General features: G+C 70.1%; 13 protein-coding genes. 8 read left to right on the forward strand and 5 right to left on the reverse strand.

Features of this window, described 5'->3' with window-relative positions:
* Positions 1–762: a DUF4239 domain-containing protein gene (locus D7X74_RS10640; protein WP_120532819.1), complete on the reverse strand. Its 762-nt coding sequence runs from the start codon at positions 760–762 to the stop codon at positions 1–3.
* 189 nt (positions 763–951) lie between these two features.
* On the opposite strand from D7X74_RS10640, the gene D7X74_RS10645 reads away from it, so the two are divergent.
* The 3 genes from D7X74_RS10645 (at position 952) to D7X74_RS10655 (ending at position 4,082) form a co-directional block, all read left to right on the forward strand.
* Positions 952–1,815, forward strand: a complete 864-nt coding sequence (locus D7X74_RS10645) for an ion transporter (RefSeq protein ID WP_120532820.1) — start codon at positions 952–954, stop codon at positions 1,813–1,815.
* 11 nt (positions 1,816–1,826) lie between these two features.
* The gene (locus D7X74_RS10650; RefSeq protein WP_120532821.1) at positions 1,827–3,404 is read left to right on the forward strand and encodes an N-6 DNA methylase; all 1,578 of its coding nucleotides are present in this window, start codon (positions 1,827–1,829) and stop codon (positions 3,402–3,404) included.
* Positions 3,405–3,515: 111 nt separating this feature from the next.
* Positions 3,516–4,082, forward strand: a complete 567-nt coding sequence (locus tag D7X74_RS10655; protein WP_120532822.1) for a superoxide dismutase family protein — start codon at positions 3,516–3,518, stop codon at positions 4,080–4,082.
* A gap of 57 nt (positions 4,083–4,139) precedes the next feature.
* Here the strand turns inward: D7X74_RS10655 and D7X74_RS10660 are convergent, their stop codons facing one another.
* The 3 genes from D7X74_RS10660 to D7X74_RS10670 all read right to left on the reverse strand — a co-directional run bounded on the left by D7X74_RS10660 (position 4,140) and on the right by D7X74_RS10670 (position 8,331).
* Positions 4,140–5,048, reverse strand: coding sequence for a type VI immunity family protein (locus D7X74_RS10660; RefSeq protein WP_120532823.1), 909 nt, complete (start codon positions 5,046–5,048; stop codon positions 4,140–4,142).
* A gap of 223 nt (positions 5,049–5,271) precedes the next feature.
* Complete coding sequence (locus tag D7X74_RS10665; RefSeq protein ID WP_120532824.1) at positions 5,272–7,551, reverse strand: glutamine amidotransferase; 2,280 nt, start codon at positions 7,549–7,551, stop codon at positions 5,272–5,274.
* A gap of 21 nt (positions 7,552–7,572) precedes the next feature.
* Positions 7,573–8,331: a DUF4159 domain-containing protein gene (locus D7X74_RS10670; protein WP_120532825.1), complete on the reverse strand. Its 759-nt coding sequence runs from the start codon at positions 8,329–8,331 to the stop codon at positions 7,573–7,575.
* Positions 8,332–8,387: 56 nt separating this feature from the next.
* Here D7X74_RS10670 and D7X74_RS10675 point away from each other — a divergent pair, with 56 nt between their 5' ends.
* From D7X74_RS10675 to D7X74_RS10690, 4 genes are all read left to right on the forward strand, one after another.
* The gene (locus tag D7X74_RS10675; protein WP_120532826.1) at positions 8,388–8,660 is read left to right on the forward strand and encodes a molecular chaperone DnaJ; all 273 of its coding nucleotides are present in this window, start codon (positions 8,388–8,390) and stop codon (positions 8,658–8,660) included.
* Positions 8,661–8,687: 27 nt separating this feature from the next.
* Positions 8,688–9,395 (forward strand): hypothetical protein, encoded by a 708-nt coding sequence (locus D7X74_RS10680; protein ID WP_120532827.1) that lies wholly within the window; start codon positions 8,688–8,690, stop codon positions 9,393–9,395.
* 81 nt (positions 9,396–9,476) lie between these two features.
* Positions 9,477–10,931, forward strand: coding sequence for a hypothetical protein (locus D7X74_RS10685; protein ID WP_120532828.1), 1,455 nt, complete (start codon positions 9,477–9,479; stop codon positions 10,929–10,931).
* 29 nt (positions 10,932–10,960) lie between these two features.
* Positions 10,961–12,526 (forward strand): beta-ketoacyl synthase N-terminal-like domain-containing protein, encoded by a 1,566-nt coding sequence (locus D7X74_RS10690; RefSeq protein WP_120532829.1) that lies wholly within the window; start codon positions 10,961–10,963, stop codon positions 12,524–12,526.
* Positions 12,527–12,555: 29 nt separating this feature from the next.
* Here the strand turns inward: D7X74_RS10690 and D7X74_RS10695 are convergent, their stop codons facing one another.
* Complete coding sequence (locus tag D7X74_RS10695; RefSeq protein WP_120532830.1) at positions 12,556–13,683, reverse strand: RNA polymerase sigma factor RpoD/SigA; 1,128 nt, start codon at positions 13,681–13,683, stop codon at positions 12,556–12,558.
* Positions 13,684–13,751: 68 nt separating this feature from the next.
* Between D7X74_RS10695 and D7X74_RS10700 the strand changes: the two genes are divergently transcribed.
* Positions 13,752–15,652, forward strand: a 1,901-nt coding sequence (locus tag D7X74_RS10700; protein WP_120532831.1) for a DEAD/DEAH box helicase, incomplete at its 3' end; no start/stop codon positions are given.

A 15,652-nucleotide genomic window follows, 5' to 3' on the forward strand; every position in this document is an offset into this window, starting at 1 on the left:
TCAGGGCATGGAGCGCAGCTGCTGCTGGAGGTCCCTCAGCGGTTTTTGATCGGAACGGATGCGTCCGCGCAGGGGGACATCCAGGTCCACGAGGGTGAACATCACGGCGGTGAGGATCACCACGAAGATGAGCCAGGGGATGCCGCCCCGATTGCGCGTATCCGGCCGGAAGCCCAGGAGCATCGCCGAGCCGAGCATCCCGACGAGCAGCAGGGCGAAGATGGTGTTCGGAATGATGTTGCGGGCTGACGCCAGGCGCTCCCCGGAGACGTCAATCAGGTCGTTGAGGGCCTCGGTGGAGAGGGTCAGGACCGCGGTCGGGGTCTGTGGCGCCACGCCTTTCAGCAGGGACCAGAGCTCGTCCTGGAGCGCATTCGATTCCTGGAGCAGTTGCTCGAAGAGCTCCGGATTCCCCGCGGCCTCGTAGCCCTCCAGCCGGATGTCGGTGTAACGGCGCAACCGGGTCCGCATCTCGCCGCGCGTGGGTTCGGGGAAGAAGTCCGTGCGCAGGTAGAACGTGCCAATAGCGTTCGCCTCCTTGACGACGAGGTCGCGGCGCAGCGTGTACCGGTCAGAGGCCATGGAGAAGGAGAAGGCGAGCAGGAGCGCCACCAGGCCGAGCACCGAAGCCTGGAGCGCCGACACGTCGTCCATCCCTGACTTGCGGTGGCTGAGCCAATAGCCGGCTTCCAGGCTCAGATAGAGCAATGCCAGCACCCCCAGGGCGAGCCCCCACGTAGGCATCATTTCGACGATTCGCATTGCGCCGGAAAGCCTCCGCTCCACGGAAATGGAAGCCAGGAACGGTGGACCCGGGAGCCGGTGACGGCAACGCGCCCGCGGGTCCAGGACCAGGGAGGGTCGTGAACGTTCCGGCGCGAAACCGCCCTCCCTGGGACGTGGCCCCCACCATCCTCGACGGAGGGAGGATTGCGCCTAAGCTGCGCGGCCGTGAACCGGCCTTCCGAGCAGAGCCCCGTGGGCGGCTTCCGCGCCCGCCTGCACACCGTCATCTTCGAAGCGGACACCCCGGCGGGGAAGGTGTTCGACGTGGCCCTGCTGTGGGCCATCGTGTTCAGCGTGGCCGCGGTGATGCTGGAGAGCGTGTCGCAGGTGCGCACGCACTACAGCGACGCGCTGCACGTGGCTGAGTGGATCTTCACCGTGCTCTTCGCGCTGGAGTACGTGCTGCGGCTCATCGCGGTGCGCCGACCCCTGCACTACGCGCGCAGCTTCTTCGGCATCGTGGACCTGATGGCGCTGTTGCCGTCGTTCCTGAGCGTGGTGTTCCCCGGGGCGCAGACGCTGCTGGTGGTGCGCGTGCTGCGCCTCCTGCGCGTCTTCCGCATCCTCAAGCTGGGACACCTGCTGGGGCAGGCGGAGGTGCTGCTGACGGCCCTGCGCGCCAGCCGCCCGAAGATCATCGTCTTCCTGGGCACGGTGCTGAGCATCGACGTCATCATGGGCGCGCTCATGTACATGGTGGAGGGCGAGGCGAACGGCTTCGACAGCATCCCCCGCTCCATGTACTGGGCCATCGTGACGATGACGACGGTGGGCTTCGGGGACATCACGCCCAAGACGGTCACCGGGCAGTTCCTCGCGTCCATCCTGATGGTGATGGGCTACGGCATCATCGCGGTGCCCACGGGCATCGTGTCGGTGGAGCTGGCTGCCGCCACGCGTCAGCACGTGGACACCCAGGCCTGCCCGGGCTGTGGCGCACAGGGTCATGACCCGGATGCGCGCTTCTGCAAGCGGTGTGGGACGGCCCTGGATTGGACCCCGCCCGGCACCGAGGGTGAAACTGGCTAGGATGGCCGGGCATGCCCCGCGCCATCGACACGCCCGAGGTGGACGAGGAGCTGCTGGTCCACCAGTTCCCCGGCATCAACCGCAAGGCGGTGGGCGCGTTCTACACGCCCGCGCCCATCGTGGAGCGCACCCTGGCGCTCGCGCTCGGACACGTGGGCCAGGGCCCGCTCACGGTGGTGGACCCGGCCTGTGGCGCGGGGGCCTTCCTCGCGGCGGCGGCGCGGCACCGGCCGGACGCGAGGCTGTGCGGCCTGGAACTGGACGCCGGGGTCGCGCGCCTGTGTCAGGCCCGGGTGCCGGGCGCGGACGTTCGCGTGGGCGATGCGCTGCGAGGCGGGCTGGAGCCCCTGCTCGCGGGGACGCCGGAAGGGCACACCGAGTTATGGGTGGGAAACCCGCCCTACAACGGCACGTCGCCGGTGCTGAAGGACGCGGACGCCTACGCGCGCCTGAGGGCCCTGGTGCCCCTGGCGATGCCGCACGGCACCAGCCTGCGGGATGACTTCGCCTTCTTCCTGCTCGTCGCCATGAAGCGCCTGGCGACGCATCCGGGAGCGCTGGCCTTCATCACGCCCGCGAGCCTGCTGGAGTCGTTCATCTACGCGCCGCTGCGCCGTGCCCTGCTGGATGCGCTGCACCTGCGCGAGGTGGTGGACCTGGGGCCGGGCATCTTCACGGGCACGCAGGTGCGCACGTGCATCACGGTGTGGACGTCGCGGTCCGGAAGCGAGGCCCCGCCCCCGCGCTACGAGCACAAGGGCGTGGGCCAGTGCTTCACGCCGGAGCCGCCCGAGTGGCGGCTGTCCCCCATCGCCCAGGAGGCCGCGGTGCTGGACGCGGACTGGAGGGCGCGGGGCGAGCTGCTCACCACGCTCATCCCGGTGAGCCTGCCCGGGGTGAAGACGCGCTTCGACGAGCTGCTGGTGGACGCGGACGCGGAGCGGCTGCTCGCGCGCCTGCGGGCCTTCGCGGCCGCGACGGAGGACACGCTGGAGGACTTCGCGCGGGAGTACGGCCTGGAGCCCGGGCTGCTGCCCAAGCTGCGGGCGTTGAAGCAGGGCCCGGCGCTGGAGGTGGACCCGTGCCACGTGCGCCCGTTCTTCCGCTACGGCGGAGCCCGGCACCGGGGCGCGCTGCCGCCCGAAGCGCGAGCGTTCTGCTACCTGGACCGGCGCTTGATTCCGCGAGGGGACCACCGGCTGCGCGGCCCGTATGATCCGCACCACGACGCGGTGAAGCTGCTCTTCAACGTGCGGGAGCTGCCCCTGTCCGCGGCGCTGCTGGAGGAGCCCGGCTGCGTGCACGACCACCGGCACGCGAGGTTCGCGCCGCTGTACGTGCCCCAGCGTGTGCGGGACGAAGGCCTGGGCATCACCCGGAGCGCCGAGTCGTGCGAGGAGTTGGGCCCCAGGGTGCCCAACCTGTCGCCCCGGGGTCAGGCCTGGGCCGAGACGCTGGGAGGCCCGGCGGAGGCGTTCCGCGCGGTGATGCGCTTCCTGAACGGGGCGGCGGTGCAGCGGGTGTGGGCGCCCGCGTTCGGGGCTTCCCGGGTGGTGCCGGTGCCGCTGGAGGGAAGCCTGCCGGAGTGATGACTCCCCATCACCCGACGCGCGGGGGGGTGGACATTCTCCTGCGATGGGGCCGTGCGGCGGGTAGTGTCGCGGCGTTTCGTAACCCTCCTTCCTGGAGCCTTGGAACCCATGACGATTCGCGCCCTGCTGATTGCCGCTGCCCTGACCACCACGCCCGCCCTGGCCCAGGATGCGGGGACTCCGGCCGCCACGGCTCCGGCGGCGACGGAAGCGGCCAAGAAGCCCGCGCCCAAGCCGGGCGAGACGGCGAAGGCGACGCTGAAGGACGCCCAGGGCAAGGACGTGGGTACGGTGACCTTCGAGCAGGGCCCGGCCGGCGTGCTGGTGAAGGGCACGCTGACGAACCTGCCCGCGGGCGAGCACGCCATCCACATCCACGAGACGGGCACGTGCGAGGCGCCGGACTTCAAGACGGCGGGCGGCCACTTCAACCCGTCGAAGAAGCAGCACGGCGTGATGTCGCCCAAGGGCAAGCACGAGGGCGACCTGCCGAACCTCTACGTCCCCGCGGACGGCAAGGTGCAGTTCGACGTCTTCGCCCAGGGCCTCAAGCTGAAGTCGATGTTCGACAAGGACGGCTCCGCCGTCGTGGTGCACGCCAAGCTGGACGACTACCACACCGACCCCACCGGTGACGCCGGCGGCCGCATCGCCTGCGGCGTCGCGGAGAAGTAGGAGTCACGAGTCACTGCTTCGCGGGGCACGCCAGGCCCCGCGAAGCATGGCCTGGGTTCAATCCAGGAAGCGGCGCTCCCAGCGCCGCATGTCCTCTTCCGAGAAGCCATCCCAGGCCTCACGGTCCAGGTCCATCCAGGGCTCCAGGAGCCGGGACAGCTCGCGATAGGCCTCCATCGTTTCGCCCTGTCGTGAATCCCCTGTGAGGGGTTGTTCGCCGAGCGTCACCACCGCACGTCCTGACGCTAGCGATTTGACGGTGGTCCCCGGAGAACGAAGCCGCGTGCGCAAGGCATCGACGCCGCCCACGTCGGCAAGCACGGTCGGTCCCAGGAACGTCATCCAATGCGTTCCCCGAAGCCGGGTGCCGATCCGCAGCGAATCCCGCCGCAGCTCCGGGACGTCCAGCCCGGGGTAGAGGAAGGCCAGCGGTCGGATGCCTTCGGTCAGCCCCAGGGCCTCCTCGTCGAACTGGAAGCACAAGCCCGCGTGCCCTGAGTCGAAGGGCAGCAGCGTGGCCATCTCCAGGGACACCTTTCGGAGCAACTCCGCGCTCGGGTCTTCCGCAGGCAACCCGAATCCCACCGCGGACGTTACGGTTGGACTGTTCAGATGAAGCGGATGGCCCAACCACCGTCCGTGGTAGCTGAACCGATAGCCCGTCATCGTCTCCGCATCTTCCAACAGGGAGACCCCGGCGGCGCGCGGTGAGGACAACCGCTGTTCGATGAAGCGCCAGCCGCTCGCGTCCAACGGCTGCCAGTTCCCTTCATCATCCGCGTACCAGCCCAGGGTGTGTGGGGCGATGGCGCGACGATACGTTTCCAGCACCCGCGCCACGGACTCCTTCACGTCATCGTGGGAACTGCGCAGGTAGAACGCCGCGCCCAGGCCGTCCCGCACACGGAGGATGCTCGCATCCCCGTCATGCCCATGGAGGCGGATGCGCGGCCACGACGGAGACATCACTGGACTCCGTATCCTGGCGCCACGAGGCGCGCCCTCTTGATGCCCAACGCCCGTTCGTAGAGTTCGCCCTGGGACGCGCCGTGATGGGGATGCTGGCCCCACTGCAACGGATTGCCGCTCGGGCACGGAAACTTGAAATCGAAGACGGCCTGGACACGGCTCGGCTCACCCGAGGCGTGTAGCGACACCGGCGAGCCCAGCAGGCGGAGAACATGCCGCCTCACACGTACCCGAACCGCCGCCGCGCGAACCACTCCGCGCCGAGCAGGGCGATGAGCGCCACCAGGTAGTACCAGCGATCCCACAGCGGCTGGTCCTTCGCGCGCCCCACCTCCACCACCGGCGGATCCAACAGCGGCACGTCCGGCAGCCCGTCCATCGGCAGCTTGTACGCCTTGCCCTCCGTGACGCTGGCGATCTGCTCCATCAACTGCGGCCGCACCGACGCGTCCGACAGCTCCGGGCCCACCGCGCGCACCGCCACCGCGTCCTCGCCCTTGCCCAGGTCCGTGTCGCCCTTCTTCGCCGACGCGAGCAGCTTGTACGGCCCCGGTGCCGGCGGCGCGAACTCCAGCCGCACCACGCCGTCCGCCCCCGTGGCGCCCGTCTGCACCGCCACCGGCTTCTGCGTCGCCACCGAGAACAGCTCCACCCGCACCTGCGCGTCCTGCGCCGGCTGGTAGTCCGCCATCCGCGCCTGCACCACCACGCCCACCGGACGCCCCGGCTCCACCGACGGAGGGTCCGCCGTCACCTTCAGCGTCGTCAGGTCCGGGTCGCGCACCAGCCACCGCAGCGCATTGCCCCAGAAGCGGTCATACGCGCGGTTCGGCGAACCATCCCGGTGCGCCGTGAACGCCCACGACCACGTCGCGTCCGTGGCCACCACCATCGCCCGCCCCCGCCCGTAGTCCCACACCGACACCAGCGGCGCGTTCTTCCCATCCACCGTCGCGAACGGGTGGTCCATCAACACCGTCGCGCCCTGCCGCGCCCGCGTCAGGTTCGCGCCCGGAATCGGCGCCAGCTCGCCCCACGTGCCTTCCGTGCTCGCCGCGCCCGTTCCAATGGACGTCACCGGATGCCGCAACCCCTCCGGCGTCAGCCGGGGCTTGAAGGGCTCCGGGTTCGCCGGCCCCGCCGCTTCCACCGGCAGCGCCTCCATCAGCGTGGGCATGCTGGCGCGGCCCTCGCCCAGCACGCTGTCGCCGCCAATCATCACGAACGCGCCCCCCTCATGGATGTAGCGCTCCAGGTTGCGCTCGTACTCCGCGATGGACAGCGAAGGGTCCGAGTAACCGAAGTTCTGGAAGATGACGACGTCGAACGTGTGCAGCTTCGTGTCGAAGATCTCCTCCATCGGGAACGGGATGAGCGACAGCTCGCGCTCGTTCGTCACCCCCGGGTCGTCCGACAGCGTGCGCAGGATGTAGAACGACACCAGGTCCACGTTCGCGTCCTGCTTGAGCAGCCCGCGCAGGAACCGCTCGTCCCACGAAGGCCGGCCCACCACCAGCAGCACGCGCACCCGGTCGCGGATCACCTTCAGCGTGAACGACCGGCTGTTGTTCTCGCTCACGGCCTCATCCGGGAACGTGGGCACCGTCACCGTGTAGACGAACCGGCCCGTCTGGTCCGGCGTGAAGGTGAAGGACACCGGCTTCACGTCGTCGGCGGTCGTCATCCGCACCAGCTTGTTCGCGACCGTCTTGCCCTCCTGGCTGAGCACCACCGGGATGTCCTGGCCCGCGAAGCCCCGGCCGTGGATCTCCACCTCCACCGTGAGCGAGTTGCGCACGAAGGCGAAGTCGTCCACCTTCAGGCCCTCCACCGCCAGGTCCTTCAGCGCCTCCTGCCCCACCAGGAACGTGGACACCGGCACGCCCAGGTCCGTCAGCGCCGCCCGAGCCCGGCCCACCGCCCCGGCCTTCAACTCCGCGTTGTCCGCGCCGTCGCTGAACAGCAGCACCCCGGACAGCTTGCGCGACCCCTGCCCCGCCGCCGACGCGGACCGCAGCGCCGCGAGCAGGTCCGTCGTCCCCGCGCGCGCGGGCTCGCTGCCCAATTGCGCCGGCGTCACCGGGGACAGCTCCGGGTCCACCCCGTACACCTCCACCGTGAAGCGGTCCTTCCAGGACGCGAACGTGGGCGCGGCCTTCTCCAGGAACGCCGCCACCTGCGCGCTGCGCGTGGGCCCGCCCGGCTCCGACGGGAAGTTCATGGACGCCGAGCGGTCCACCAGCACCGCCACCCGGTTCTTCATCCGCGCCACCTGCAGGTGCCGGATGCCGGGCTCCAGGAGGAAGAAGAACGCCGCCAGGCCCGCGCCCAGGCGCAGCCCCCACAAGAGCAGCCGCCGGCCACGGGACGGCTCCCTGCGCACGCCCCAGGCCGCCAGCGCGATGCCGGCGACGAGCCCCACCGCCAACAACACCAGCGCCCACACCGGCAGGGGCGAAAGGCTGACGAGCTTCCACGCGTTGAAGGACGGGGAGTTCATTCGGTCGCGCGCCAGGGTCCTTCAGCGCCGCTTGTTGAGGATGAGGGGCAGGTGCACCGCGTCGTCCTTGTAGTCCAGACACAGCGCGTACATGCACAGGTTGATGCCCAGGCGGATGGCCAGCTCGCGCTGCGGCTCGCCGCCGGGGGACACGTCGAACTCGTAGTCGCCGGACTCGCTGCGGCTCCACGCGCCCGCCACGTCGTTCTGCGAATAGATGACCGCCGCGCGCTTGCCCACGCTCGCCACCAGCGGCAGCGGCTTGTGCAAGAGCCGCCCGGGCGCCGCATCCAGCAGGAAGAAGGACTTGAAGACGACGTGCGTCCCCGGCGTCTCCTTCAGCGGATTCTGCGGCAGCACGCGCGCCATCTCCCGGCGGAAGCTCGCATCGAAGCCGTCCCCGTCGCTGCCGTCGTTGGCGTCCCCGAACACGAAGCCGCCGTAGGTGAGGTAGCGGCGCAGGTTCGTCACCTCCGCGTCCGTCAGCGGCGGGAAGGCCCCGTCCCCCCCGAAGTACAGGAAGGGGTATTCGAACAGGTCCTGGCTGCTGAGCGCGAACGGGCGCGCGTCCGGCACCACCTCCACGGACGTGCGCCGCTGCAGCTCCCACGCGAGCCGCCGCAGGCCGGACAGCCGTCCGTCCCAGCGGCCTCCGTGCCGGGCCACGGCGGGGATGAACCGGCTCTTCTCGCCAAAGGCGGACGCACGCCGGGACAGCAGCGGGACGAGCGCGGACGTGGCGAGCAGGAGGCTTCGACGGGACAGGGACCGCACGGGCATGGAGACGTGCTTATACCGTCGGCGGGTGTCCACATTCCCTGGTATAGACGCGCGCCATGGCGAAAGGCGGACAGACGCCCCCAGGGCCCGGCGCCCCCGGCTCCGACGAAGTGCGCGCGGCCTGGGCCCGCAAGGACGCCGGGGACGTGGTGGGCGCCCGCCAGGACGCCCGGCGCATCCTGGCCCAGGCCCCCTCCCCGGAAGACCGCGAGCGGGCCGAGGACCTCCTGCGCGCCACCGCCACGCCCCGCGCCCTCTACGGCTTCGCCCTGCTGGGCGCCGTCATCCTGGCCGTCCTGCTGGCGCTCGCGCTGACCCGCTATTCCTAGCGGCCAATGTCGGTAGGATGACGCGCCATGGAAGGCTTCCTCCAGGCGCTCAAGTCCTACCAGACCTTCAACCCCTCCGGCTGGGTGGGCATCTACCGGCTGTTGCCCATGTGGGCCGGCGTCGTGCTCGCGGCCGTGGGCGTGGTGCTGCTGCTCGCGGGCGGAGGCCGGATGTTCCGTCTGGTCGCTGGCCCCGTGGGCGCGGTGCTGGGCCTCGTGTGGACGGGCGCCATCACCCAGAAGCTGGGGATGATGGAGCTGGATCCGCGCCTGCCCACCTTCGTGGCCGCGGGACTCATGGCGGTGGGCTTCCTCTTCCCACCCGCCATCACCTTCGTGGGCGTGGGCGTGCCCCTGGGCCTCGTCGCGGGGCAGATCGCCGGGCAGAACGACTTCCTGCTCGGCTTCGGCCCGGGCTTCATCGTGGGCGGCATCGTGGGCGCGCTGCTGCACCGGCAGGTGAGCGGCATCGTCGCCTCCGCGGTGGGCGCGTGGCTGTTCGTGATTGGCGCGCTCGCGGCACTGCACCAGTTCGGCGGCGTGGTGGAGGCCGTGGCCAGCCGTCCCTGGGGCGTCATCATCGCGGCCCTGCTCTTCGCCCTGGCCGGCAGCGTCTATCAGCTCGCCGTGCGCCCCACGCCCGAGGAGTCGGATCAACGCAAGGCCGAGCGCGAGAAGCAGAAGCTGCGCCAGGCGGAGCAGCGGGCGCTCGAGAAGCGGTGGGGGGTCAAGTAGTCCCCTCCCGGCAATCCTTTACGCCGGGGGGGCCGGGGCGTACATTCCGCCGCCATTTCCCCCGGAGTTCCCCGAGCATCGATGGGCCAGGCCAGCCGCAAGGACAAGGAGAAGCAGGTCGAGTCCCCCACGGCGGCGCCCCTGCCGCCCGCTCCCGGGGCCTCCCCCGCCGAGGCGTGGCGGAAGCCTGACGGGCTCACCCGCAGGGGCTGGGCCGTCCTCGCCGGCATCGTCGTCCTCCTCCAGTTCCCGCTCATCCACTACGCGCTCTTCCGGGGGCAGGCGGACATCACCGCCACCCTCCCCTACGCGCAGTCCTTCAACGACCCGGGCATCGTCGCCCGCGACTTCTTCTCCACCGGCGCCTTCTGGCGCGTGACGAACGGGGAGCTGCTGGGCCCCGCGCCCAAGAACAACCCGCTGTGGCTCCAGGCCGCGCTGCCGGACGACGTGGCGGTGGAGTTCGACGTGCGCCCGGAGTACCCCGACGGCGACATCCGCGTGGAGCTGTTCGGCAACGGGCGCGACCCGGCCTCCGGCTACGTGCTGGTGCAGGGCGGGTGGAACAACAGCCTGTCCGTCATCGCCCGGCGTGACATCAACGCGCCCGCGCTGGACGCGCTCCAGCGCCGCGCGGCCCGCATCGCGGAGAAGGGCGGCGGCCAGGGCGCGGACCTCGTCGCCACCGGCGTCTTCAAGAAGGACACCGCCGTGCGCGTGGAGTCCCGCGTGGGCGCCCCCGTGCAGTCCGGCCGCGTGTACCACTGGCGCATCGAGCGGCGCGGCAACGTGCTCAAGTGGGCCATCGACGGCACGCTCGTGGCGGAGCTGGATGACCCGTTCCCCTTCAAGGGCAAGGGGCACGACCGGCTGGGCCTGTCCGGCTGGGAGTCGCAGCTGTTCTTCGACAACCTGCGCATCGGCACTCCGGACTCCATGCCCGCCACGGCCATGAAGCAGGAGCCCGAGCTGCCCGCGGGCCCCTCCGAGGACGACTTCAACCGCGCCACGATTGGCGACGCGTGGAACGTGACGAACCCCGCCGCCGTGAAGATTGAAGACGGCGCGCTGGTGGTGCAGGGCGTGGGCAACCGCCCCATGTGGCTCAAGAAGCCCCTGCCCCAGAACGCCTCCATCGAATTCGACGCCTGGGCCGACAGCGCCGACGGCGACATGAAGGTGGAGGCCTGGGGCGACGGCCGCTCCTTCTACGCGGGGGACCCGCGCCTGCAGTACACCGCCACCGGCTACGTCTTCATCTTCGGCGGCTGGCGCAACACCCAGTCCGTCATCGCCCGCCAGCACGAGCACACCAACGACCGCGCCGTGCGCGACGGCGCGGTGGTCACCCCCGGCCAGCGCTTCCACTTCCGCATCACCCGGCGGGATGGACTCCTGTCGTGGGAAGTGGACGGCAAGCCCTTCCTGTCCCTCCAGGACGCCTCTCCCCTCTACGGCCCGCGCAACCGGTACTTCGGTTTCTCGGGCTGGCAGACGCGCGTCCACTTCGACAACCTCAAGATCCAGCCGCTGTAGTCTTCCCCCCGGCGGCGAAGGAAACACCCGTGCGCAGAGTCGGAATCTTCGGCTGGGGCGTGGTTGCCCCGCGTTCCCCCAACATCGAGGCGTTCGCGAAGAACCTCGCGTCCTCCGAGACCTGGCTGACCCCCTTCAACGGCTTCGGTCCGGACAACTTCCTCGTCGGCAACCCCACCTTCAACCTGGCCGACTACAAGCCGTGGATCGACGCGCGCTTTCCCGGCAGCCGCTTCTCCCAGTTGGAGCGGAAGATGGGGCAGCCCACGCAGTACGCCATCGGCGCCTTCATCCAGTCGCTGTCGCAGAACCCCGGCATCGAGAAGGAGCTCCAGGACCTGGGCGCCCGCGCGCACGTCTACGTGGGCACCGGCCTGGGCGACCTGCCCACCATCCAGAACATCTCCCTGGACCTCTACCGCGCCCAGCGCCGGTGGGACCGCTTCTGGGCCAGCCCCGAGCACAACAGCGCCGTGCGCGCGTGGCGCGAGACGCGCGAGGCCCTGCCCGGCATGCCCCCGGAGCCCTCCACCATCGAGGAGGTGGAGCGCGACAAGGCGGAGGACGACTGGTGGCACTTCTGGGCCGGCCGCTCGCCGGAGCTGCGCGAGTACCTGGAGGAGCTGCGCGAGATTGAAGCCATGGGCGTGCCCGACGAGGGCGACGTGGAGTCCGCCAAGCTCGCCGTCATCAAGGAGAAGCGCACGCGCAACGCGCGCCTGCAGAAGAAGTGGAGCTCCCCGGAGCCCCCCTGGAACGCGGTGTCCTCCAACGTGCTGTGGAACATCCACAACACGCCCGCCTCGCAGGTCTCCATGCTGGGGCAGATTACGGGCATGACGTTCGCGCCCGTGGCCGCGTGCTCGTCGTTCGGCTACGGCCTGAAGCTCGCGATGAACGCCATCCGCCTGGGCGAGGCCAAGGCGGTGGTGCTGGGCATGACGGACGCGGCGCCCAACCCGCTGGTGGTGGGCGGCTTCTACAACGCGCGCGTCATCTCCGCGGACGCCGCCGTGTCCAAGCCCCTCACCGCGCTGCGCGGCACGCACATCGCCGGAGGCGCGGTGGTGTGGGTGGTGGGCGACTACGAGCACTTCACCCAGAAGGGCTACAAGGCGCTGGGCCTGGAGCCCGTCGCGGTGGGCGTCACCGCGGACGCCGACCACATCATCACCCCGTCCAAGGAAGGCCCCACGCTGGCCATCCGCGAGGCGCTCGCCTCCGCCGGCTGCGAGCCCAAGGACGTGGGCAGCTGGGACCTGCACGCCACCGCCACCCCGGGCGACTTCCTGGAGGTGCAGAACCTGCGCGACGTGCTGCCCGACTCGGTGCTCATCACCGCGCGCAAGGGCACCTTCGGCCACGGCATGTCCGCGGGCGGCGGCTGGGAGCTCACCGCGCAGTACCTGGGCGCCGAACAGGGCAAGGTCTACCCCACGCCCCTGGCGGCCCCGGAGCTCAACAAGCAGATCGCCAAGGTGCACAAGCACTTCGTGTTCGACCACGAGGAGCCGGCGCCCGAGGGGTGCTCGGGCAAGCTGTCCATGGGCGTGGGCGGCATCAACGCCTGCATCATCTCCCGGCCCTGGAAGTAGCGGCCGGGGCCGGCGCCCGGGGGCTGCCTTCAGCCCTTGGGCACCGCCACCATGTCGAAGTCCGGGATGCGCTCGCGCATGAACTCGCGCATCCGGTTGATGAGGGCCGCTTCAATCTGCCGGGCCCGCTCGCGGCTGACGCCGTACTTGTCCCCGATGTCCTGGAGCGTGAGCGGTTCGTCCGCGGTGAGGCGGTGCTCGAAGATGTAGAGCTCCTTGCCCTCCAGCGTCTGGGCGAACGCGTTCAGGTTCTCCCGGAAGAGGGCCTTGAGCTGTTCGCTTCCCAGCCGCTCGTCGGCGGGCACCGCGGTGGACGGCAGGTAGCGGTCCGCGCGCGTGCCGCCGGAGTCCCCGTCGTTGCCCAGCGGTGCGTCGATGGACAGCTCGTCGTGGCCCAGCCGCTGGTCCATCTCCACGACGTCCTGCTCGGTGACGTTGAGGCGCTCGGCCAGCAGGCGCGGGCTGGCCTCGAAGCCCTGGGAGATGAGCTTGTCCTGCTCCTGGCGCAGCTTGAAGAAGAGCTTCCGCTGGGCCTCGGTGGTGCCCAGCTTCACCATCTTCCAGTTGTCCATGATGTAGCGGAGGATGTACGCGCGGATCCACCAGGCGGCGTAGCTGCTGAGCTTCACGCCCCGGTCCGGGTCGTACTTCTTCACCGCCTGCATCAGCCCGATGTTGCCCTCCTGCACCAGGTCCAGGAGCGACAGCGGGTTGCGGTGGTACTCGTGCGCCAGCTTCACCACCAGCCTCAGGTTGGAGGCCACCAGCCGGTAGGCCGCCCGCACGTCCCCCGTGGCCTGGTAGTCCTTGGCCAGCTGATGCTCCTCCTCGCGGGTGAGCAGCGGGTGGCGCGTCACCTCGGCCATGTAGGCCTGGAGCGGGTCGCGGTTGGTGAGGGCGGACGCGCTCTCCGCGCGCACCAGGGCCGCGGCCTTCGCGGGCACCCGGGCGGCGCGGGGCGCGGGTTCCTCGATTTCCGCTTCTGCTTCGTTCAGTTCCGCCAGGTCCGGCTCCAGGGAGTCCGGATCCAGGGCCTCTCCCTCCTCGGCTTCCACCCCGGATTCCTCCCGGGCGGCGTCCGGGCGGACGGGGGCTGATGCCCGCTTCGCGCGGGCCTTGGGGGCCGGACTATTGGTTCTCTTCCTCCCATTCGCCATGCGCGCTCCATACCCCAAAGTGCCGCGATTGTTGCCAGAGGGTAATGCAGGGGCTATGCCCATGCCTGATGAGCGACATCCAAGAGCCCACGCCGGGAGCCCCGGCGCCTGACGAAGCCCCGACGCGTCCCGGCGAGTACATCGCGGACATCAGCTTCGAAGACATGAACCTCTCCGAGCCCCTCCGCCGCGCGCTGGCGGATCGCGGCTACACGAATCCCACCCCTGTCCAGGCCAAGGCCTTCGGCCCCGCGATGGCGGGCAAGGACCTGATCGTCCGCAGCAAGACGGGCACGGGCAAGACGGCCGCCTTCGGCCTGCCCCTGCTGGAAAAGATTTCCCCCGATGAGAAGCGCGTGCGCGCCCTCATCCTCTGCCCCACGCGCGAGCTGGCGCTGCAGGTGGCGGAGGAGCTCACCACGCTCGCCAAGTACAAGGGCGTGAAGGTGGCGGCCATCTACGGCGGCGCCTCCATGAAGCAGCAGGAGGACGCGCTGGAAGAGGGCACGCCCATCATCGTGGGCACCCCCGGCCGCGTCTTCGACCACATCAACCGCGGCAACCTGAAGCTGGACGCCTGCGACCACGCCATCCTCGATGAAGCCGACGAGATGCTGAACCAGGGCTTCTACGAGGAGGTGACGCGGATCCTCGACCGTCTTCCGAAGACGCGCCAGGTGCTGCTCTTCAGCGCCACCGTCCCCACGGACATCCAGAACCTCATCGCGCGCTACACGACGAACGCGGAGACGCTGCTGTTGTCCGGCGACGTCTTCACGGTGGAGCACATCCACCACATCCGCTACGACGTGTCGGATCAGTTCCCCAAGCCGCGCAACCTCATCTACATCCTGGAGAAGGAAGAGCCCTCCAACGCCATCATCTTCTGCAACACGCGGGATGACACGGCGCTGGTGACGGCGGTGCTCAACCGCAACGGCTTCGACGCGGAATTGCTCAACGGAGACCTGCCGCAGAAGGAGCGCGAGCGGGTGATGGGCAAGGTGAAGCGCGGCGAGGTGGCCTTCATGGTCGCCACGGACATCGCGGCGCGCGGCATCGACATCTCCGGGCTGGAGTACGTCATCAACTACTCCCTGCCGGAGGACCCGGCCGTGTACCTGCACCGCGTGGGCCGCACCGGCCGCATCGGCAACAAGGGCACCGCCATCAACCTCTTCTCCGGGCGCGAGCTGGCGACCTTCTCCGTGCTGGAGAAGAAGTTCGGCATCAAGTTCGAGATGCGCGAGATGCCGGCCCCGGAAGAGGCCATGCACCTGTGGACCGAGCGCCACGTGCGGGAGATCCGCGAGGCGACGGGCTCCAGCATCTTCGAGGGCTTCCTGCCCCTGGCGTCGCAGCTCAAGACGCGCAGCGACGCGGACGACCTCATCGCGTTCCTCATCAAGTACTTCTTCAGCCACCTGCGCATGGAGAAGGCGCAGGCCGCCGGTGAGACGGAGAAGCGCGAGCCGGTGGAGCAGAGAAAGCCCCTGGAGCGCCGGGGCAAGGACCGCGAGCGCGAGCGTCCCCCCCGCCGCGAGGACCGGGGTGAGCGCACGGAGCGTCCCGCCCCGCGCGCGGAGTCCGCTGAGCGTGAGCGCCGTCCGCGCCGCGACGAGCCCCGCCGCGAGGACCGGGGTGAGCGCGGCCGTGGCGCGCCGGTGTCGTCCGCCGCGCTGGAGCCGGGCCCGGGCGAGGTGAAGCTCTGGGTGAACCTGGGGACCGCCGACGGCCTGGGGCCGGGCAGCATCGCCACGGCGATGGAGGACGCGGGCGCCCCGGTGGGCAAGATGGTGCGCGCGGAGCTGCGCCCCACGTTCGCGTACGTCTTCGTCGCGGAGGCAGACTCGACGGGCTTCGAGGCCCTCAACGGCAAGCAGCACGGCAGCAAGACGCTGCGCGTGGAGAAGAGCAAGCCGCGCAGCGTCTTGCTGCCGTGCTGCTTGCCGTTGAGGGCCTCGAAGCC

Source organism: Corallococcus sp. CA047B (assembly GCF_003612065.1).
GTDB lineage: Bacteria > Myxococcota > Myxococcia > Myxococcales > Myxococcaceae > Corallococcus > Corallococcus praedator.

Coding starts and splice junctions, on each gene's coding strand:
- D7X74_RS10650 (WP_120532821.1), top strand. CDS start 1,827: ATGCCCCGCGCCATCGACACGCCCGAGGTGGACGAGGAGCTGCTGGTC.
- D7X74_RS10685 (WP_120532828.1), top strand. CDS start 9,477: ATGGGCCAGGCCAGCCGCAAGGACAAGGAGAAGCAGGTCGAGTCCCCC.
- D7X74_RS10680 (WP_120532827.1), top strand. CDS start 8,688: ATGGAAGGCTTCCTCCAGGCGCTCAAGTCCTACCAGACCTTCAACCCC.
- D7X74_RS10640 (WP_120532819.1), bottom strand. CDS start 762: ATGCGAATCGTCGAAATGATGCCTACGTGGGGGCTCGCCCTGGGGGTG.
- D7X74_RS10665 (WP_120532824.1), bottom strand. CDS start 7,551: ATGAACTCCCCGTCCTTCAACGCGTGGAAGCTCGTCAGCCTTTCGCCC.
- D7X74_RS10670 (WP_120532825.1), bottom strand. CDS start 8,331: ATGCCCGTGCGGTCCCTGTCCCGTCGAAGCCTCCTGCTCGCCACGTCC.
- D7X74_RS10695 (WP_120532830.1), bottom strand. CDS start 13,683: ATGGCGAATGGGAGGAAGAGAACCAATAGTCCGGCCCCCAAGGCCCGC.
- D7X74_RS10660 (WP_120532823.1), bottom strand. CDS start 5,048: ATGTCTCCGTCGTGGCCGCGCATCCGCCTCCATGGGCATGACGGGGAT.
- D7X74_RS10675 (WP_120532826.1), top strand. CDS start 8,388: ATGGCGAAAGGCGGACAGACGCCCCCAGGGCCCGGCGCCCCCGGCTCC.
- D7X74_RS10655 (WP_120532822.1), top strand. CDS start 3,516: ATGACGATTCGCGCCCTGCTGATTGCCGCTGCCCTGACCACCACGCCC.